This is a genomic window from Mesorhizobium sp. DxT (assembly GCF_058448885.1).
This window is the reverse complement of sequence record NZ_JBZFLJ010000008.1, coordinates 180,758-198,393: the sequence shown is the minus strand read 5'-3', so window position 1 is coordinate 198,393 and position 17,636 is coordinate 180,758. Positions and strand designations below refer to the sequence as shown.

Below are 17,636 nucleotides of genomic sequence, written 5' to 3'. Positions count from 1 at the left end.
GGCCGATGGCTCCGTTCCCTCCCTTCGAGCCTCATGGCGCCCGCCGCGGCCAGCGCCTGCGCGAGATTCCGCTGCGGCTGGTGCTGCCGAACCTGATCACGGTGATGGCTGTCTGCGCCGGCCTGTCGGGCGTGCGGCTTGCCTTCGAGCAGCGGTATGAGCTCGCGGTTGCCATGGTGCTGATCGCCGCGCTGCTAGACGCGGTGGACGGGCGCATTGCGCGCATGCTCAAGGCGACCTCGAAATTCGGCGCGCAGATGGATTCGCTCGCCGACATCGTCAATTTCGGCGTCGCACCCGCGTTGGTGCTCTACGTCTATCTGCTCGACCGTGCCGGTGCGTTCGGCTGGATCGCCGCGCTGCTGTTTGCCATTGCGTGCTGCCTCAGGCTGGCGCGGTTCAACGTCATGCTGGAAGATCCCAACCGTCCTGCTTGGCAGGGCGACTATTTCGTCGGCGTGCCTGCGCCGGCCGGTGCGCTGCTTGTGCTGTTGCCTGTCTATATGGGCTTTCTCGGCATGCCGCTGGTCGTGTCCACGGCCTTCGGCGCAAGCGCCTTCGCCGTTGTAGTTGCGTTGCTGATGGTTAGCAGACTGCCGGTCTACTCGGGCAAGACAAGCGGAACCCGCATCCGACGCGACGCCGTCATGCCGATGATGCTGGGCATGGTTTTGTATGTGGCGCTGCTATTCAGCTACACTTGGCACACGATGGCGGCCACGGCGCTCGCTTATCTGGCCTTCCTGCCGTTCAGTTGGCGCGCCTATTCCCGCCGCGTGGCCAAAGAGGAAGTGGCTGCTTCCGACGAGGGCGAGCAATAGCGGCCCTTCAGGCTGCTTCCTTGTCGATTTCCGTCGTCCGGCTGACTTCCGTCATGCGTCCGTACAGCGCTCCCGACGAGGTGCCCGGCTGAACCTCGTTACGCGCGACGAGCTCGGCAATGGTTGCAGGCGCCAGCGCCCGCACCGTCAGCGACGGTAGTAGCCGGCGTCGGGTGGCGTCGCGCGGCAGCAGCGAGAAGGGCAGGTCGCGTGCGCCGGCAACGTAGATCGGCACCACCTTGGCTTCCGCGCGCAATGCGATGCGCGCAACGGCGCGATAGAGGCGGAAGCCGCGGGTTTCCGGCGCGACATCGGCCGGCATATAGACGCACAGCTTGCCGCCGCCGCGCAGCACCCGAACGAGCCGCCTGCTGATGAACAGGTGCTCCGGATTGAAGGCGATCGTGCGCGCCAGCGAGCGCCATGGATCGAGCCACGCGGCGTTTGCCGAGTATTCGTCGAGGATGTGCAGCGTGTCGTCCGGCAGCAGCCCTAGCATCAATGCCGGGTCGAGGCGAGACTGGTGCGAAACGACGTAGATCACCGACGACGGAGCCTTGATGTCGCGCAACGCATGAGCGTCGACGCGCCAAAGCAGCGCCAGCGGCGCATGCAGCACCGCCTGCCGAAACGTAATCTTCTGCTCGTAAACCAGCCAGGCCGCGGCTGCGAGCCACAACGCTGCAATGCCGGCGATGATGATTCCGGCCAGTATCATGTGCCCCTCACAGCAAATGCCAAGCTTGCGGCTCCTGCCGGTCGCTGAGGCGCAAACGTAACCGATTGCGTGGGCGCGTCAATCGCGGCGAACCTGATGGTGGCAGAAGCTCGGCACGCGTTCTGAGGCCTGTTCGCGCGGCGAGGGGCTTGGTATGATGGCAGCCAGCCAGGGAGGAACCCATGGACGCTGCCGCACTCAAGGCCATGCAGGCGCCGATCAAGGAAACCTATCGCGACGATGCCGGCAAGGCGCTGGTCACTTTGCGGGCCCGAGGTGCCATCGACGATCAGTCCATTGCATGCAAGGTCGAGACGGGCCGTGCGATCGCTATCGCAGGTCTCCACCCAGCGACGGGTGGATCGGGATTGGAACTCTGTTCGGGCGATATGCTTCTGGAGGCACTCGTTGCCTGTGCGGGCGTCACGTTGAAGGCGGTGGCGACGGCGCTCGAGTTCAACCTCCGCGATGCGACCGTAGTGGCCGAGGGCGACCTGGATTTCCGAGGCACGCTTGGGGTGGACCGCGATGCGCCGGTGGGTTTCCGGGCGATCAGGCTGGCTTTCGAACTGGACACGGATGAGCCGCAGGAGCGCATCGATGCGTTGCTAAAGCTCACCGAGCGCTATTGCGTCGTGTTTCAGACGATCAGCGTGAAGCCGGAGTTGACCGTCAACGCCACCCTCAGTGGCGCGGCAGCGTAGAACGCCGACGACCGATCGGTTCTGGCTTTGTCGAATTGTCGTTGCCGTGAAACGGCGGAGCCCCTTACGGACGCCAGCCCTCGGCCCAGGGCGGCGGGTTGCCACCGTAGGTCGTGTCATAGAGATGATTGCCGCCCGTGCCGGTAGTGGTCAGCGAGAAATTGCCGAACTTGCAGGTCGTGCCCTTGCGGCTCTCGAATGTGTCGCGCGGGGAATAGGCCGGCACCTCCACCTCTTCGCAATTGCCGCCGCTGACGCCGAAACCGGGCGCGGCATCGAGGTTCACGCCGGGCAGATTGTTTGCGGTGGCGGTGTCGCCGCTGAAATCCTGCGAACTGAAGACGTCGGCTTGAGCGGCAGAAGCTGCGAACAAGGCGCTTGCGGCAAAAAGCGGAAGGAGAAGGTTTCTCATAAGGCGAGCCTTGCGAATGCGATACGGTCCATCGCGACCGGTTTCCACACATTTAGCATGCAACGCCGATCTGGTCGATAGTTTGACCGTCGTTGCGTTCCCTACTCGGGCAGACGATAGCGCAGGAAGCGCTCGGTCGGCGCATCGAAGATGAGACCCGTTTCGGTCAGCTCCGGGCTCGCCAGCGGCGCGATTTTGCGCGCGATCTCGGAAGGGTGTGGCAAGATCTGAGGGTCCTCGCCCGGCACTGCCTGAGCGCGCATTGCCGTACGCGTCGCGCCGGGATTCACGGCGTTGATGCGCAGCGGCAGGTTCTTGGTTTCGTCTGCCCACGACCGCACCATCGCCTCGACCGCTGCCTTGGACGCTGCATAGGGACCCCAGAAGGCCTTTGCCGAATGGGCCGCGCCGGAGGACATGACGATGGCGCGCCCGGCGTCGGAAAGCCGCAGCAGCGGGTCCACGGAGCGGATCAGCCGCCAGGTAGAGGTGACGTTCACCGCCATCACCTTCTCGAACACCTTTGCCTCGACATGGCCGAGTGGCGAGATGACGCCCAGAACACCGGCATTGGCAACGAGGATGTCCAGCTTGCCCCAGCGCTCATGGATCGCGCCGCCGAGCCTGTCGACGCCCGCTCCGTCGGCAAGGTCGAGCGGCACCAGCGTCGCTTCGCCCTTGCCGGAGATCGCCTTCTCCGCCTTGATCTCGTCGTCAAGCTCTTCCAGCCCGCCGATGGTGCGGGCCACGGCAACGACGTGGGCACCGGCTGCTGCGAGCTCTTTCGCGATAAAATAGCCGATGCCGCGCGACGCGCCGGTGACGACGGCCACCCGGCCGGAAAGGTTCAGGGAAGAGGTCATGCTGGTCCTTGTGGCCTACTATTGTCCGCCCGTCGCCAGCAGCGACAGCGTGCGTACGTTGTCCGTGCCCTCGAGGTCGAGCAGGCGGGTCGGATATTCGCCGGTGAAGCAGGCATCGCAGAATTGCGGCTGTTCGGCATCGCGGTTTGCTTCGCCGACGGCCCGGTAGAGCCCGTCGATGGATAGGAAGCCCAGCGAATCGACGCGGATGAAATCTGCCATCTCCCGGATGGACATGCGCGAGGCGAGCAGCTTGGACTTTTCGGGCGTGTCGACACCGTAGAAGCACGAGGCGCGCGTGGGCGGCGAGGCGATGCGCATGTGCACTTCCTTCGCGCCGGCATCGCGAACCATCTGCACGATCTTCTGGCTCGTCGTGCCGCGTACGATCGAATCGTCGACCAGCACCACCCGCTTGCCCTCGATCATCTTGCGGTTGGCGTTGTGCTTCAGCTTGACGCCCATATGGCGAATCGAATCGCCGGGCTGGATGAAGGTGCGCCCCACATAGTGGTTGCGGATGATGCCGAGCTCGAACGGCAGTGCCGCCTGCTGCGCGAAGCCGATTGCCGCCGGCGTGCCCGAATCCGGCACCGGCACGACGATGTCGGCATCGACAGGGTTCTCGATCGCCAGTTCGCGACCGATATGCTTGCGCACATCGTAGACGTTCCGGCCCTCGACGGAGGAGTCTGGACGGGCGAAATAGACATATTCGAAGATGCAGAAACGCGATTTCTGCGCTTCGAACGGGAAGAAGCTCTCGATGCCCTTGGTGGTGATCACCACCATCTCGCCGGGCTTCAGGTCGCGGACGAAACGGGCGCCGATGATGTCCAGGGCGCAGGTTTCCGATGCCAGGATCCACGCGCCGTCGAGATCGCCGAGCACGAGCGGGCGTATGCCCATAGGGTCACGGCAGCCGATCATCTTCTTGGCCGTCAGCCCGACGAGCGAGAACGCACCCTCAAGCTGTCGCACGGCTTCGATGAAGCGGGAATTGATATCCTTCTCGCGGCTGGTGGCGACGAGATGGAGGATCGTTTCCGTGTCCGAGGTGGATGTGAAGATCGAGCCCTGCTTCTGCAGCGCGCGCTGAACGGTCATCGCATTGGTCAGGTTGCCGTTGTGGGCAACCGCGATGCCGCCTTCGGCAAGCTCCGCGAACAGCGGCTGCACGTTGCGCAGGCCAGCGCCGCCCGTAGTGGCGTAGCGCGTGTGGCCTATGGCCCGGGTGCCGGAAAGCCGGTCGATGACGGACTGCTTGGTGAACGTGTCGCCGATCAGGCCCACATGGCGCTCGACGTGGAACTGCGACCCGTCATAGGAGACGATGCCGGCCGCTTCCTGCCCGCGATGCTGCAAGGCGTGCAGCCCGAGCGTGACGATCGCGGCGGCATCCTGCCTGCCAAAAATGCCGAAGACGCCGCATTCGTCATGAAAGCGGTCGTCGGCACCTGATGAAAACGGAGTATCGTCTGCGTCTGCCATAAGGCACCGCCTCTCGATTGTTTTCTGTTTGCGTAACCCGCGCCACCAGTATGGCGCAGCCTCAGTTTTCCGGCTGTTCGGTGCCGGGCGTATCCTCGCCGGGCGATATGCGGTTCAGTATCGAGTTTTCCGGATCGTCCGGCAGGATACCTTCCAGCCAGTTTCCGATACTTTCCAGCAGCGGCAGCGACTTGGCTTCCGAAATCCATGCGGGCGGGTTGGTTCCCACCAGCCACGAGAAGAATAGAAGGCCGACGGCTACGACGAGTATGCCTCGAGCGGCTCCATAGAGGAACCCCAGCGTCCGGTCCAGCGCGCCGATGCGGCTGTCGATGATGAAGTCGGCGATCTTCATGGTGATGACCGTCACGACGATCAGCGCGATGAAGAACACGATGGCCGCGGCCACCGCTATGCGGAGCTGCGGGTGATCCACATAGGATTCGATATAGGGGACGAGCGCCGGGTAGAAGAAATACGCCGCAACCGCAGCAGCGCCCCACGATGCGATCGACAGGATCTCGCGCGAAAAGCCACGCACCATGGCCAGCATTGCGGAAACGAGGGTGAAGCCGACGAGGATTCCGTCCAGCAGGGTAATGGGCATTCAGGCTCCACTCCAGTCGCGCAAGCGAAGACCGCTCGCCACTTGCATCCCTTCAGTCATCCGCGTCGCGCCGCTTCGAACCGGCGATGCGCACGACCAGATCGGAAAGCGTAGCCGGCTGAAACGCCCGCTGGCCGCTCCCGCCATTCTGCTCGTCACCCGCACTAGGCATGACCGCCTGGGCGAAACCCAGCTTTTCCGCCTCTTTCAGGCGTTGCTGGGCGTGTGCGACGGGCCGTATAGCCCCCGAAAGACTGATTTCGCCGAAATAGACGCAATCGGCCGGAAGGGCAAGACCGGTAAGCGAGGAAACCAGCGCGGCTGCAACCGCGAGGTCGGCCGCAGGCTCCGTGATGCGATAGCCGCCGGCAACGTTCAGATAGACGTCGTGCTGGGCGAAGCGGACGCCGCAATGGGCTTCCAGTACCGCGAGCACCATCGACAGCCGCGCCGAATCCCATCCGACCACCGCCCGGCGCGGCGTGCCGAGCGGGGAGGGGGCGACCAGCGCCTGGATTTCGACGAGCACCGGCCGCGTGCCTTCCATGCCGGCAAACACCGCCGCCCCCGGCGCCTTGGCGCTGCGCTCGCCGAGGAAGAGTTCGGACGGGTTGGCCACCTCGCGCAGCCCCTTGTCCGACATCTCGAACACACCGATCTCGTCCGTCGGCCCGAAGCGGTTCTTGACGGTACGCAGGATGCGGTAATGGTGCCCGCCTTCGCCCTCGAAATAGAGCACCCCGTCGACCATGTGCTCGACCACGCGCGGCCCTGCGATCTGGCCTTCCTTGGTCACGTGGCCGACAAGCACGACCGCCGCGCCAGTCGACTTCGCATAGCGGATCATCGCCTGCGCGGCCGCGCGTACCTGCGTCACCGTGCCCGGTGCGCTGTCTGCCATGTCTGTCCACAGCGTCTGGATCGAATCGAGGATGACGAGGTCGGGTCGCTTGCCTTCCGCGATGGTGGCGAGGATATCCTCGACATTGGTCTCGGCAGCCAGTTCGACAGGCGTGTCGGCGGCACCCAGGCGCTGTGCGCGCAGGCGTATCTGCGCCACCGCCTCCTCGCCCGACACATAGACGATCCGATGACCGCGCGAGGCGAGTGCCGCCGCCGCCTGGGTCAGCAGTGTCGATTTGCCGATGCCCGGATCGCCGCCGACCAGCAGCGCCGACCCGCGCACGAAACCGCCGCCGGTCGCCCGGTCGAGCTCGGCGATGCCGGAGACGATGCGTGGTGCCTCCTCGATCTCGCCGGAGAGCGTGGTGAGCGTGACAGGCCGTCCCTTGCGGCTGCTGCGCATGCCGGCCGGGCCGCTGCCTATGCCGCCGGACGTGCCTTCCTCGACCAGCGTGTTCCACTCGCCGCAGGCATCGCACTTGCCGGCCCAGCGCGCATGCGCCGTACCGCAGTTCTGGCAGATGAACTGAACGCGGGGCTTAGCCATGTGGGCTCACATAATGCCGGTGGTATCGCTTCCCCAGCGAGGTCAGCAGTTCGTAGGAAATCGTGCCTGCGGCCGCTGCCGCGTCGTCCATGGCGATGTTGGGACCGAACAGTTCCACCCAGTCGCCGACGCTCACCGCATCGGCGCCAAGGTCGGTGACGTCGAACATGGTCAGGTCCATCGTGACGCGCCCCAGCACCGGCACTTTCCGGTCATGCAGAAAACCATGGCCTCCACCTGCGACCTGTCGCAAAGGCACGCCGCTGCCGGAACCCGCGCGATGGTAGCCGTCCGCGTATCCTGCCGAGACGACGGCGATGATCGTGTCGCGCGCAAGCGTGTGCGTCGCGCCGTAGCTGACCGCTTCCCCCACGCTCGCCTGCCGGACCTGCACGACGCGCGCTTCCGCCGTGACCACGGTGCTCATGGGGTTCTCTGCGCCGTTGACCGGCCGGCCGCCATAGAGCGCGATGCCCGGACGGACGAGGTCGAAGGCGAAATCGGCGCCCAGAAACGTTCCCGACGAGTTGGCCAGGCTTGAATCGATCCCCGAGAAAGCCTGCCTAACCGCCTGAAACGATTCGAGTTGCCGCCTGCTGAGCGGATGAGCGGGATCGTCGGCGCAGGCGAGATGGCTCATCAGCAGGCGCGGCGTGATCGCAACCGTCAGCGCGTTTTCCTCGGCAAACGCGACCGCCTCTTCGGGCGTTAGCCCGAGCCGGTTCATGCCGGTGTCGACATGGATCGCGCAGGGGCGTGGCGCATCGCCGTCCCAGCCGAAGGCTTCCCAGCATGAAAGATCGGTTGGCGATCCGAGAACCGGCAGCAGGCGATATTCGCCGTAGGCGGGGACGGCTTCCGGGCCGAAGAGCCCGTTCAGCACGAAGATCTCCGCCTCCGGCAATATCGCACGCAAGGCGATGCCTTCTTCCGGCAGGGCAACGAAGAATGTGCGGCAGCCTGCGTCCCACAGCACCGGCGCGACATGGCCGGCACCCAGGCCGTAGGCATCCGCCTTGACCACGCCGGCCACCGCCGCGGGTGCTGCCTGACGGGCAAGCAGGCGATAGTTCTCGGCCAGCGCCGCGAGATCGATCCTCAGCCGGCCGCCGGCGAGCCGCGGGTCGGCGCCCTCGTGGAGCGCGTCGGGTTCGAAGGGAAGCCAGCCGGACAATGTCTATTCGAACCGCTCTGGCAGGCGGTCTTCCTCGGCAAGGTCCGAGAAGCGCGTGAACTGGCCTTCGAAGGCGAGTTCCACCGTGCCGGTAGGGCCGTGGCGCTGCTTGGCGATGATCAGTTCGGCCTTGCCTTTCACGCGCTCGAATTTCAGCCGCCAGTCTTCATATTCCGGCGTGCCTTCCTCCGGCTGCTTGTTCTGCATGTAGTATTCGTCGCGATAGACGAACAGCACCACGTCCGCGTCCTGCTCGATCGAGCCCGATTCGCGCAGGTCGGCGAGTTGCGGCCGCTTGTCGTCGCGGCTCTCGACCTGGCGCGAGAGCTGGGAAAGCGCGATGATTGGCACGTTCAGCTCCTTGGCAAGCGCCTTCAGGCCGGTCGTGATCTCGGTGATTTCCTGCACGCGGTTCTGGCTGGATTTGGCCGATGAGCCCTGCATGAGCTGCACGTAGTCGATCACGATCACGTCGAGCCCGCGCTGCCGCTTGAGGCGCCGCGCGCGCGCGGCAAGCTGCGCGATGGAGATGCCGCCGGTCTGGTCGATGAATAGCGGCGTCTTCTGCATCATCTGCGAGCACGCAACCAGCTTCTCGAAATCGGCTTCGGTGATCTCGCCGCGCCTGATCTTCGAGGACGAGATTTCCGTCTGCTCGGAGATGATACGTGTTGCGAGCTGTTCCGAAGACATTTCGAGCGAGAAGAAGCCGACCACCCCGCCATTCGCAGCCTTGAAGGAACCGTCGGCCTGCTGCGCCGGCGTATAGGCGCTGGCGATGTTGAAGGCGATGTTGGTGGCAAGCGAGGTCTTGCCCATGGCGGGACGCCCGGCAAGGATGATGAGATCGGAAGACTGGAGCCCGCCGAGCTTGCGGTCGACGTCGCGCAAGCCGGTCGAGATGCCCGAGAGATGGCCGTCCCGCATATAGGCGGCGTTGGCCATGTCGACGGCGGTCTTGACCGCGTCGTTGAAGCTCTCGAAGCCGCCGTCATAGCGGCCGGTCTCGGCCAGCTCGAACAGCCGGCGCTCGGCATCCTCGATCTGCTCGCCGGGCGACATGTCCACTGGCGCGTCATAGGCGATGTTGACCATGTCCTCGCCGACGGTGATGAGCGCGCGGCGGGTGGCGAGGTCGTAGATGGCGCGACCGTAGTCGGCCGCGTTGATGACCGTCACGGCTTCGGCGGCAAGCCGCGCAAGATAATGCGCCACCGTCATGTCGCCGACCTTCTCGTCGGCGGGAAGGAACGTCTTGATCGTCACCGGATTGGCCATCTTGCCCATCCGGATCAGTTCGGCCAGCACCTCGTAGATCTTGCGGTGCAGCGGCTCGTAGAAATGGCTCGCCTTGAGGAAGTCGGATACGCGATAGAATGCGTCATTGTTGACCAGAATGGCTCCGAGCAACGCCTGTTCGGCCTCGATGTTGTTGGGCGCTTCGCGATAGAGCGGTGTCTCCGCCGCTGCGAGCTTGCGGACTGCTTCAGCCATGCCGGCTCCGTATGATTTGTCTTGCCGGACTCGGAAAACAACAACGCCCCGCAGCCGATACCGGGTACCGTCCTATCCCCGCAGTGGGCTGGTTCAAAGCTTCTTCTGTTTCAACCTTCATGATTCACAGCGATCCACAGCCTGTGCGGACAAAAACGTGTTTGGCAGTTGACGCGAATCGGGTCGATAGCATAGCGCCCGTCGATCCGGAACAAAAGGAGAATATCTGCGTCAGCCTCCAAGCGTATCACCCCAGTCCGCGCGCCGGGCCTCCTTGAAGATCGTACCGTCGCGCTTGGTCAATAGGCGCTCGACGGCGTTTCCATCCGGCTGGCAGAGCTTGAGCTGCACTTTGCCCGACCCGTGCCTGGGCGGCGCAAGCACGCGCGCTTCGCGAGCAGCGGGCGCGTTCCGGGTCGCGGCCAGATAGATGAACTTCTCGTCCTCCCAGGGAACATCGGCGCCCTTGGCGACCCGGTGGATGCGCGAGCGCGCGACGCGCCGGGCAAAGTGGCACCAGTCCGGAGCGGCAAGCGGGCAGGGCGCTTGATGCGGGCAAGGGGCTGCGACATGGGCGCCGATGCCGATAAGGCGTGCGCGAGCATCCAGAATGCGCCGCCAGCCGGCCGGCGTACCGGGCTCCACGATGACCAGCATCTCTCCCGTCAGCGCCCAGAGGCTGTCGACAAGCCCCCCAAGTGAAGCTGGGGCCACCTCATCCAGGACATACGCGCATGTCACCAGCTCATGCGGGGTCTGCCCGCGCAGATCGAGCGTTGCGTCGCCTGCCACCCAGGTCGTGGTTACTTGCCGGAGATTATCCGAAAGCGCGCGGCCCGCGCGGCGCGCCGGTTCGCTGGCGTCCAGCAACGTTGCGGTTTCAAGCTCGGGCCAGACGGAGGCAGCAGCCCAAAGCACGGTTCCCGGTCCGCACCCGACATCGAGCATGGTTTTGGGCGCGAAATCCGGCATCGCCGCCGCCGCCGCATCGAGGCTTGCATGAACGGCGGCAAACGTGGCCGGCATGCGCGTTGCGAGATAGGCCTTCACCGCCAGATCGGCATTCATATGCAGGCGGCCGTCGCGCACCTCCGCACGGTAGCGCTCCGAAAGCACGGTTGCCGCCCGCGCGATCTCGGAGGCTGGAATGCCGTGAAGCATTTCATCGATCGCCTGGCGAAGGGGAGCGGGCAGTTCCATCGCGTCAGGCTCCGCGCGGCGCCAGCAGGATGACGGATGCGCCGACGAGGCAGATACCCGCACCCACCAGATCGAAACGGTCGGGCTTCACGCCCTCGGCCAGCCACAGCCAGAACAGAGACGCGCAGATATAGATGCCGCCATAGGCGGCATAGGCGCGTCCTGCCGCGCTCGTATCGGCGAGGGTCAGCAGCCAGGCGAACATCACGAGACTGAGCGTACCCGGAATCAGCCACAGCGCCGACTTGTCCAGGCGCCACCATGCCCAGAACGCGAAACAGCCTGCGATCTCGAAAAGTGCGGCGGCAATGAATACGGGCAAGGTCATCCGGGTCTCGATCTTCGGAGCCCGATCTTCTTTCCCGTCCATCGCCGAAACGCAAGCCCGGGCGATGGCTCGGGGCTTGGTCTTAATCGCGGTCGGCCACTCTGCGGCCGGTCTTGCGCGGACGCCGTGCTGGGCGCGCCTGCGCGTGGCCCATCTCGTGCATAGCCAGCGCCTTCTCGCACTTGCCGATATAGTCGCGGGTAATGGGCACGGCATCGTTCTTCAACGAAATCTGCAGCTGGAACACCATCAGGTCCTGCCAGCGGAACGCGGCTTCCGACCCGGCGAGATAGAAATCCCACATCCGCGCGAACCGCTCGTCGTAGATATCGACCACGCGTTCGCGTTGCGCCAGGAAGCGCTCGCGCCAGTGTTTCAGCGTTTCCGCGTAGTGCAGCCGCAATATCTCGACGTCTGCGACCATCAGGCCCGCCTTCTCGATATGCGGGAACACTTCCGAGAGAGCCGGAATGTAGCCGCCCGGAAAGATATGCTTGCGAATGAAGGCATTGGTCGCGGTCGGTGGCCCCGCCCTGCCGATCGAATGCAGCACCATCACGCCATCCGGCTTCAAGAGCGCAGCGCAGCGGTCGAAGAAGGCGCGATAGTGGTTCACGCCGACATGCTCGAACATGCCGACGGAAATGATGCGGTCGAAACGCTCCCGCAGGTCTCGGTAGTCTTTCAGTTCGAAGTGAACCCGGCTTTCCAGCCCCGCATCGTGTGCGCGGTCGGTGGCGAGCGTATGCTGTTCGGAGGAAAGCGTAATTCCCAGGACATTCACGTCGAAGGTGCCGGCGAGATAGAGCCCGAGCCCGCCCCAGCCCGACCCGATATCGAGCACCTGCTGGTCCGGCTGGAGCCGCATCTTTGCGGCCAGATGTCGCTTCTTTGCCAGTTGCGCCTCCTCAAGCGTCATGTCCGGCCGCTCGAAATACGCGCAGGAATACTGCATGTCTTCGTCGAGGAAGAGCCGGTAGAATTCACGCGAGAGGTCGTAGTGGTGCTGGACGTTTCGTCTTGAGCGCGTCGCCGTGTTGAGCTGCTGCAGCCGTCGGAACACGACGCGAATGCCTTCGATCGCCTTCGTCCAGGCTGCATCGATCCCGTCCGACCCCATATTCTGGTAAACGATCCGCAGGAACTCGAGCACATCGCCTTCGACGAAGTCGATCTCGCCATTCATGTAGGCTTCGGGAAACGCCAGCGTGGGATCGAGAAGGATTGCGCGCTGCGCCTGATGGCTCTTGACGACGACGTGGACCGAAGCACCGCTTCCGTCGCCGAAGGTCTCGACCGTCCCATCCGGCGCGGTCACCTTGAGGTTGCCGGTCCGAACCAGCCGTTCAACAACACCTTGCAGCAATGTGTTCATGTCACTCGCTCACGTACGTTGCCACCCGTCGCAAGAAAGCCAGATTACGAAACCCCGCAGAGTGAAAAAAGTTCCTCTTTTGCGTCGGCGAATGGTCCAGTGAAAAAAAAGCCCGGCCGTTTCCGGCCGGGCATCACGATCAGTTCGATTGAAGCCGGATCAGGCTTCTTCTTCGTTCCCTTCGAAACCGTCTTCGTTCGGATCGAAGAAGGCGTCGGGACGGGCGTTCTCGTTGATGTCGTCGCCGTAGATGGCTTCGGCCGAATCCAGCTTCTCGCCGGCGGCCTGACGCTCGGCTTCGTCCGCGGAGCGGGCGATGTTGAGCGTGATCGTCACTTCCACTTCCGGATGCAGCGCCAGCGCGACATTGGAAAGGCCGATAGTCTTGATCGGCTGGTTCAGCTCGACCTGGTTGCGGCCGACCGAGAAACCTTCGGCGGTCAGGATGTCGGAGATGTCGCGCGTCGACACCGAACCGTAGAGCTGGCCGGTCTCGCCGGCGGAACGAACGACCACGAAGGTCTTGCCGTCGAGCTTGTCGGCAACCTCCTGGGCCTCGGACTTGCGCTCGAGGTTGCGGGCTTCGAGCTGGGCGCGCTGGCCTTCGAACTTCTTGTTGTTGGCTTCGTTGGCGCGAAGGGCCTTGCCCTTGGGCAGAAGGTAGTTACGGGCAAAGCCGTCCTTGACCTTGACGGTGTCGCCCATCTGGCCGAGGCGGGCAATGCGCTCGAGAAGAATGACTTCCATGATTGTCTCCTGTTCGCGCCCTGGCGGCGCTGATCTGTGGAAACAGGCAGGGAAGCTGTTGGGGGCACGGTTGCCGCCGGGTCGCTGTCCTGCCTGTTCTGGCAGTTAGGGCCGTCAGGCCCAACTCGGATTTATGGTTCCGGTCCCTGCGCCGTTCGCAGAGGCGGACGAGGGGCGGCGGACCGCCCCTCGTATAATCACTTCACGACGTAGGGCAGCAGGCCCAGGAAACGCGCGCGCTTGATCGCCTTGGCGAGTTCGCGCTGCTTCTTCTGGCTGACGGCCGTGATGCGCGACGGCACGATCTTGCCGCGCTCGGAAATGTAGCGCTGCAGCAGCCGCACGTCCTTGTAGTCGATCCGCGGCGCGTTGGCGCCGGAGAACGGGCAGGTCTTGCGGCGGCGATGGAAGGGGCGCCGGGTCGGAATCTGGTTGATGTCGACCATTATTCTGCAGCTCCTTCAGACTGTGCCTGCTCGCGCGGACGGCGCGGACCACGGTCGCGGTCGCCACCACGGTCGCCGCCGCGATCGCGATCGCCGAAGCGCGGGCGGTCGCCGAAGCGGCCTTCGCGCTCGCGGTCGTCGCGCTTCTGCATCATTGCCGACGGGCCTTCCTCGTGGGCTTCGACGCGAATGGTCATGAAGCGCAGCACGTCTTCGGACAGACCCATCTGGCGCTCCATCTCCTGGATGGCAGCGGCCGGGGCCGTGATGTCCATGAGCGTGTAGTGCGCCTTGCGGTTCTTCTTGATGCGGTAGGTGAGGGACTTGAGTCCCCAGTTCTCGACCCGGCCGAGGGAGCCGCCATTCGCTTCGATCACGCCCTTGTACTGTTCCACAAGAGCCTCGACCTGCTGCGAGGACAAATCCTGGCGGGCAAGAAACACATGTTCGTAAAGAGCCATATTGTCTTGCCTTTCTTCGTTTCTCTGTCCGGTTCCCGGCGGCTAAAGCCTCTGCAACTTCTCTTGTCCCGCATTTGGCGGGCGAAGAAAGGAGCACGACGAGACGGTCGAGAGCGGAGACACGGGAGGCGGAAGAGCTTTTGCCTTCACGCGCGCCATCAGAAGAATGACACGGCCCTCCGTTCAGCCCCCAGCTGGGACCGGCAGATTGGCGGGGTCTATATGGGTATTCCGCTGCTTTTGCAAGCCGGCACTGCCGTCAGGCTTTTGGTCCCACAAAGAATGCCGGCAGAATGTGGCGTCACCACGCGGTTCGGCCCTGCTGTTGCGCGATCAGCGGGGCTTCAAGCTGCGGGAAGAAACGGCCGGCGCCGTGGCGCGCACCGAACATCACGTCGTACTGGATAAGGCGGTAGTCGCGTAGCAGCGGGTCGACCACGCTTTGGCTCCAGCCCTCGGTGGGGCTGCCGTTCTTGTCGACGAGCAGATGCCGGTCGATGACGTGCCAGCGATCGTAGGCGGTGCTCAGGAACCCGGTATAGAAGGGGTGCTCCATCCCTGCGGCCTGGAGCAGATGCAGCGGCAGGAAAGCCGGACTCAGTGTTCCGGCCTGCTTCACCGATCCGGTGCGGTTGGACCAGATGACCAGCGGCGTCTCGCGCTCGCGCGTCAGCTTCGCCGCGTCGCCAAAGCGGTTGCTGACCGTGCGCTCCATGAAGCCGGTGGCGACATAGGTCTGACCGAGCGGCGGCAGATGGTCGCCGAAAAAGACGACAATGGTTTCCCGGTCGCGGTTTTCGGCCCATTCGAGAAGCCGGGCCAGCGAACGGTCCGAATCCATCATGCCCTCGGAGAAGCTGCCGATCGCGCGACGCGCGGCTTCGCCCACGCCGGTTTCGACGGTGATCCGGTTGTCCGGATAGCGGTTTGCCTCGTACGGCCCGTGGTTCTGCAGCGTCACTGCGAAGGCGAAGATCGGTTCCACGGAGGCGTCGACTTCTTCGATGATCAAGTCGGTCAATGCGGCGTCAGAGGCCAGCCGGCCGCGCTTTGCCAGCGGTTCGACGTTCTCTTCCGAAAGAAAGCGGTCGAAGCCAAAGGCGTCATAGACGTTACCGCGGTTCCAGAACCAGCTTTGGAAAGGATGCAGAGCGAGCGTGGCATAGCCTTTCTGCGAGAGAAAACTTGCCAGCGACGGCATCTCGCCACGCACATATTGCTGATAGGGGATGCTGCCATAGGGCAGGAAGGCGTTGGAAAAGCCCGTCAGCGCCTCAAACTCCGCATTGGCGGTCATGCCGCCGAACTCCGGCGAGAAGATGTGGCCCGACTGCATGGAGCGGGTGAAGGCAATCGGGTCGGGCGTGATGGTCACACCTGGAAGCCGCGTCGGGTCCCAGAACGACTCGCTCATCACCATGACGATGTCAGGCCTGCGCGTGGACGCGTAAGCGACGGGCGCCGGCGCCCGGATCGCATTCACCGATGCGGGGCTGTAGCCGGCCGGCGGGCTCACATTGGCCATCGGCACGTTCAGGGCAAACGCCATGACGAGGCCGTTGTGACGGTAATTCGCGGCCTGGTCCCACATCATGGGCTCGATATTGAGGGCCGAGCGCAGCGGCGAATGGCGCGCATAGTCCATCTGCATGGCAAACAGGACCAGAAGCGGCACGGCCAATGCAAGCCGCACGATTCTTCCCACGGGGCCTGTTACAGGGAAAAGCCGCGACCGGAACCACATCGCAGCCAGCGCAGCCCCGGCCGCTATCGTACTGGCGACGATTAGCAGCCCGGCGATGGGGCGCTCTGCGACCATCAGGGGCAGCAGTTCCACGATCTGGCGCGCGTAGAGGAAATCGGTCGGATAGGGCGGATCGCCAAGATAGAACCGCTTCTGGGAGCCCACCCAGGCCAGCAACAGAAGCAGGGGAGCCAGCAACAGCACCGACTGGCCACTCCGACGGGTGAAAGCGTCGAGCCCCAGAAGAACGAGGGCGATGGCCGCGATCGTTGCCAGTGCGGGCCTTGTGGGATCCGTGATGAAACCGACGGCGTCGCCTGCGGATCCGCGCAGGATCGTTTCCATAAGGAAGGTCAGCGTCACGGCCGCCAGCATGATCGCCGCCACATAGGCGAAACCATGCGCCAGCCTGTTCAGGCTGTTGATAGGCGAAGTATCGGTTAGGCCCGGAGCGACCGGGTCGACGATGCGGCTCAATCCACGGTTCCTTGTCGCGGGCGCGTGTCATCTAGTTGTCATAAAACTGTCATCCAGGCCAGAGGTTGCCTTGGCCGGCAAAGAAGTTTCGGATTGCAGGCAAAAGTACGACACTTGACCTGTAGCCGCGCTTGCGCCACACGCTGGCGCAAAGAACGCAGGGAGAAACGCCATGTCGATCGCCTTTACCTTTCCCGGTCAGGGCAGCCAGGCCGTGGGAATGGGCAAGGATCTCGCAGACGCCTTTCCCGAGGCGCGGGCGGTCTTCGATGAGGTCGATGACGCACTCGCGCAGAAGCTCTCGACGCTGATGTGGGAAGGGCCGGAAGACGAACTCACGCTGACAGCCAACGCCCAGCCGGCCCTCATGGCGGTGTCGCTTGCGGCAATCAGGGTACTCGAGGCGCGGGGCCTGTCTCTCAAGGACAAAGTGGCCTATGTGGCTGGCCACTCACTGGGCGAATATTCGGCGCTGGCGGCGGCCGGAACGTTCTCCATCGCCGATACGGCACGGCTGCTGCGCATTCGCGGCAACGCCATGCAGGCTGCGGTTCCCGTCGGCGAAGGTGCGATGGCTGCGATCATCGGTCTCGAGCAGGCCGACGTCGAGGCCGCCTGCGAGGAAGCCGGCAAGGGTTCGGTCTGCCAGATCGCCAACGACAATGGCGGCGGCCAGCTCGTCATTTCCGGCGCCAAGCCGGCGGTTGAGCACGCGGCGCGCATTTGCACCGAGAAAGGCGCCAAGCGTGCGCTCATGCTCCCGGTCTCCGCGCCTTTCCACTCGGCTCTTATGCAGCCGGCAGCGGACGCCATGCGCGAAGCGCTGGCAGGTGTGGTCAAGAATGCCCCCGTCGTGCCGGTCATTGCCAACGTTGTCGTGCGCCCGCTGAGCGATCCGGACGAGATCGCTGCCCGGCTGGTGGAACAGGTGACCGCTCGCGTGCGTTGGCGCGAGACCGTGGAATGGTTCGGGCAGAACGGCGTGACCACGCTTTACGAGGTTGGAGCCGGAAAGGTGCTTTCCGGCTTGGCGCGCCGCATCGACCGCAACATCACTACGGCTAATGTCGGCACGTCTGCCGACATCGACGCGGCATTGGCCGAACTTGGCCAGGCTTGAGAGA

The 17,636-nt window shown here is 64.2% G+C and carries 18 protein-coding genes; 3 read left to right on the top strand and 15 right to left on the bottom strand.

Going from position 1 to position 17,636, the window contains the following annotated elements; genetic code table 11:
- Window positions 1-5: 5 nt before the first annotated feature.
- Entirely contained in the window at window positions 6-821 is an 816-nt protein-coding gene (locus ACVJNE_RS16530; RefSeq protein WP_499567292.1) for a CDP-alcohol phosphatidyltransferase family protein, read from the top strand.
- Between the two features lie 7 nt (window positions 822-828).
- On the opposite strand, the gene ACVJNE_RS16525 is transcribed toward ACVJNE_RS16530, so the two are convergent.
- Window positions 829-1,539, bottom strand: a complete 711-nt coding sequence (locus ACVJNE_RS16525) for a 1-acyl-sn-glycerol-3-phosphate acyltransferase (protein WP_499567290.1) — start codon at window positions 1,537-1,539, stop codon at window positions 829-831.
- A 182-nt stretch (window positions 1,540-1,721) separates the two neighbouring features.
- Here ACVJNE_RS16525 and ACVJNE_RS16520 point away from each other — a divergent pair, with 182 nt between their 5' ends.
- A complete protein-coding gene (locus ACVJNE_RS16520; RefSeq protein WP_499567288.1) occupies window positions 1,722-2,243 on the top strand; it encodes an OsmC family protein in 522 nt (173 codons plus the stop codon).
- Window positions 2,244-2,307: 64 nt separating this feature from the next.
- On the opposite strand, the gene ACVJNE_RS16515 is transcribed toward ACVJNE_RS16520, so the two are convergent.
- The 14 genes from ACVJNE_RS16515 to ACVJNE_RS16450 all read right to left on the bottom strand — a co-directional run bounded on the left by ACVJNE_RS16515 (window position 2,308) and on the right by ACVJNE_RS16450 (window position 16,512).
- Window positions 2,308-2,655, bottom strand: coding sequence for a hypothetical protein (locus ACVJNE_RS16515; protein WP_499567287.1), 348 nt, complete (start codon window positions 2,653-2,655; stop codon window positions 2,308-2,310).
- 101 nt (window positions 2,656-2,756) lie between these two features.
- Entirely contained in the window at window positions 2,757-3,518 is a 762-nt protein-coding gene (locus tag ACVJNE_RS16510) for an SDR family NAD(P)-dependent oxidoreductase (protein WP_499567285.1), read from the bottom strand.
- Between the two features lie 18 nt (window positions 3,519-3,536).
- On the bottom strand, window positions 3,537-5,009 hold the full coding sequence (purF, locus tag ACVJNE_RS16505) for an amidophosphoribosyltransferase (protein WP_499567283.1): 1,473 nt from the start codon (window positions 5,007-5,009) through the stop codon (window positions 3,537-3,539).
- A gap of 61 nt (window positions 5,010-5,070) precedes the next feature.
- Window positions 5,071-5,616, bottom strand: a complete 546-nt coding sequence (locus tag ACVJNE_RS16500; RefSeq protein WP_368802690.1) for a CvpA family protein — start codon at window positions 5,614-5,616, stop codon at window positions 5,071-5,073.
- Window positions 5,617-5,668: 52 nt separating this feature from the next.
- Complete coding sequence (gene radA / locus ACVJNE_RS16495; protein WP_499567281.1) at window positions 5,669-7,066, bottom strand: DNA repair protein RadA; 1,398 nt, start codon at window positions 7,064-7,066, stop codon at window positions 5,669-5,671.
- Window positions 7,059-8,240, bottom strand: coding sequence for an alanine racemase (gene alr / locus ACVJNE_RS16490; protein WP_499567279.1), 1,182 nt, complete (start codon window positions 8,238-8,240; stop codon window positions 7,059-7,061). Before alr ends, radA begins: the two co-directional genes overlap by 8 nt.
- A 3-nt stretch (window positions 8,241-8,243) precedes the next feature.
- A complete protein-coding gene (locus tag ACVJNE_RS16485) occupies window positions 8,244-9,734 on the bottom strand; it encodes a replicative DNA helicase (protein ID WP_173190456.1) in 1,491 nt (496 codons plus the stop codon).
- 231 nt (window positions 9,735-9,965) lie between these two features.
- Window positions 9,966-10,934, bottom strand: coding sequence for a small ribosomal subunit Rsm22 family protein (locus tag ACVJNE_RS16480; protein WP_499567277.1), 969 nt, complete (start codon window positions 10,932-10,934; stop codon window positions 9,966-9,968).
- 4 nt (window positions 10,935-10,938) lie between these two features.
- Window positions 10,939-11,262: a YnfA family protein gene (locus tag ACVJNE_RS16475; RefSeq protein ID WP_499567275.1), complete on the bottom strand. Its 324-nt coding sequence runs from the start codon at window positions 11,260-11,262 to the stop codon at window positions 10,939-10,941.
- An 82-nt stretch (window positions 11,263-11,344) separates the two neighbouring features.
- Window positions 11,345-12,637, bottom strand: coding sequence for a cyclopropane fatty acid synthase (locus ACVJNE_RS16470; protein WP_499567273.1), 1,293 nt, complete (start codon window positions 12,635-12,637; stop codon window positions 11,345-11,347).
- A gap of 159 nt (window positions 12,638-12,796) precedes the next feature.
- Window positions 12,797-13,384: a 50S ribosomal protein L9 gene (gene rplI, locus ACVJNE_RS16465; protein WP_499567272.1), complete on the bottom strand. Its 588-nt coding sequence runs from the start codon at window positions 13,382-13,384 to the stop codon at window positions 12,797-12,799.
- Window positions 13,385-13,581: 197 nt separating this feature from the next.
- Window positions 13,582-13,830: a 30S ribosomal protein S18 gene (gene rpsR / locus ACVJNE_RS16460; RefSeq protein ID WP_173190471.1), complete on the bottom strand. Its 249-nt coding sequence runs from the start codon at window positions 13,828-13,830 to the stop codon at window positions 13,582-13,584.
- On the bottom strand, window positions 13,830-14,291 hold the full coding sequence (gene rpsF, locus ACVJNE_RS16455) for a 30S ribosomal protein S6 (RefSeq protein WP_173190473.1): 462 nt from the start codon (window positions 14,289-14,291) through the stop codon (window positions 13,830-13,832). The genes rpsR and rpsF overlap by 1 nt, the downstream gene beginning before the upstream one ends.
- Before the next feature lie 301 nt (window positions 14,292-14,592).
- On the bottom strand, window positions 14,593-16,512 hold the full coding sequence (locus ACVJNE_RS16450; RefSeq protein WP_499567269.1) for an LTA synthase family protein: 1,920 nt from the start codon (window positions 16,510-16,512) through the stop codon (window positions 14,593-14,595).
- 172 nt (window positions 16,513-16,684) lie between these two features.
- On the opposite strand from ACVJNE_RS16450, the gene fabD reads away from it, so the two are divergent.
- A complete protein-coding gene (gene fabD, locus ACVJNE_RS16445; RefSeq protein ID WP_499567267.1) occupies window positions 16,685-17,632 on the top strand; it encodes an ACP S-malonyltransferase in 948 nt (315 codons plus the stop codon).
- The last annotated feature ends 4 nt before the right edge of the window (window positions 17,633-17,636 follow it).

Bases quoted from the DNA above. Each gene is read 5' to 3' on its own strand.
- ACVJNE_RS16530 (WP_499567292.1), top strand. From the start codon at position 6: ATGGCTCCGTTCCCTCCCTTCGAGCCTCATGGCGCCCGCCGCGGCCAG.
- ACVJNE_RS16525 (WP_499567290.1), bottom strand. From the start codon at position 1,539: ATGATACTGGCCGGAATCATCATCGCCGGCATTGCAGCGTTGTGGCTC.
- ACVJNE_RS16520 (WP_499567288.1), top strand. From the start codon at position 1,722: ATGGACGCTGCCGCACTCAAGGCCATGCAGGCGCCGATCAAGGAAACC.
- ACVJNE_RS16515 (WP_499567287.1), bottom strand. From the start codon at position 2,655: ATGAGAAACCTTCTCCTTCCGCTTTTTGCCGCAAGCGCCTTGTTCGCA.
- ACVJNE_RS16510 (WP_499567285.1), bottom strand. From the start codon at position 3,518: ATGACCTCTTCCCTGAACCTTTCCGGCCGGGTGGCCGTCGTCACCGGC.
- purF (WP_499567283.1), bottom strand. From the start codon at position 5,009: ATGGCAGACGCAGACGATACTCCGTTTTCATCAGGTGCCGACGACCGC.
- ACVJNE_RS16500 (WP_368802690.1), bottom strand. From the start codon at position 5,616: ATGCCCATTACCCTGCTGGACGGAATCCTCGTCGGCTTCACCCTCGTT.
- radA (WP_499567281.1), bottom strand. From the start codon at position 7,066: ATGGCTAAGCCCCGCGTTCAGTTCATCTGCCAGAACTGCGGTACGGCG.
- ACVJNE_RS16485 (WP_173190456.1), bottom strand. From the start codon at position 9,734: ATGGCTGAAGCAGTCCGCAAGCTCGCAGCGGCGGAGACACCGCTCTAT.
- ACVJNE_RS16480 (WP_499567277.1), bottom strand. From the start codon at position 10,934: ATGGAACTGCCCGCTCCCCTTCGCCAGGCGATCGATGAAATGCTTCAC.
- ACVJNE_RS16475 (WP_499567275.1), bottom strand. From the start codon at position 11,262: ATGACCTTGCCCGTATTCATTGCCGCCGCACTTTTCGAGATCGCAGGC.
- ACVJNE_RS16470 (WP_499567273.1), bottom strand. From the start codon at position 12,637: ATGAACACATTGCTGCAAGGTGTTGTTGAACGGCTGGTTCGGACCGGC.
- rplI (WP_499567272.1), bottom strand. From the start codon at position 13,384: ATGGAAGTCATTCTTCTCGAGCGCATTGCCCGCCTCGGCCAGATGGGC.
- rpsR (WP_173190471.1), bottom strand. From the start codon at position 13,830: ATGGTCGACATCAACCAGATTCCGACCCGGCGCCCCTTCCATCGCCGC.
- rpsF (WP_173190473.1), bottom strand. From the start codon at position 14,291: ATGGCTCTTTACGAACATGTGTTTCTTGCCCGCCAGGATTTGTCCTCG.
- fabD (WP_499567267.1), top strand. From the start codon at position 16,685: ATGTCGATCGCCTTTACCTTTCCCGGTCAGGGCAGCCAGGCCGTGGGA.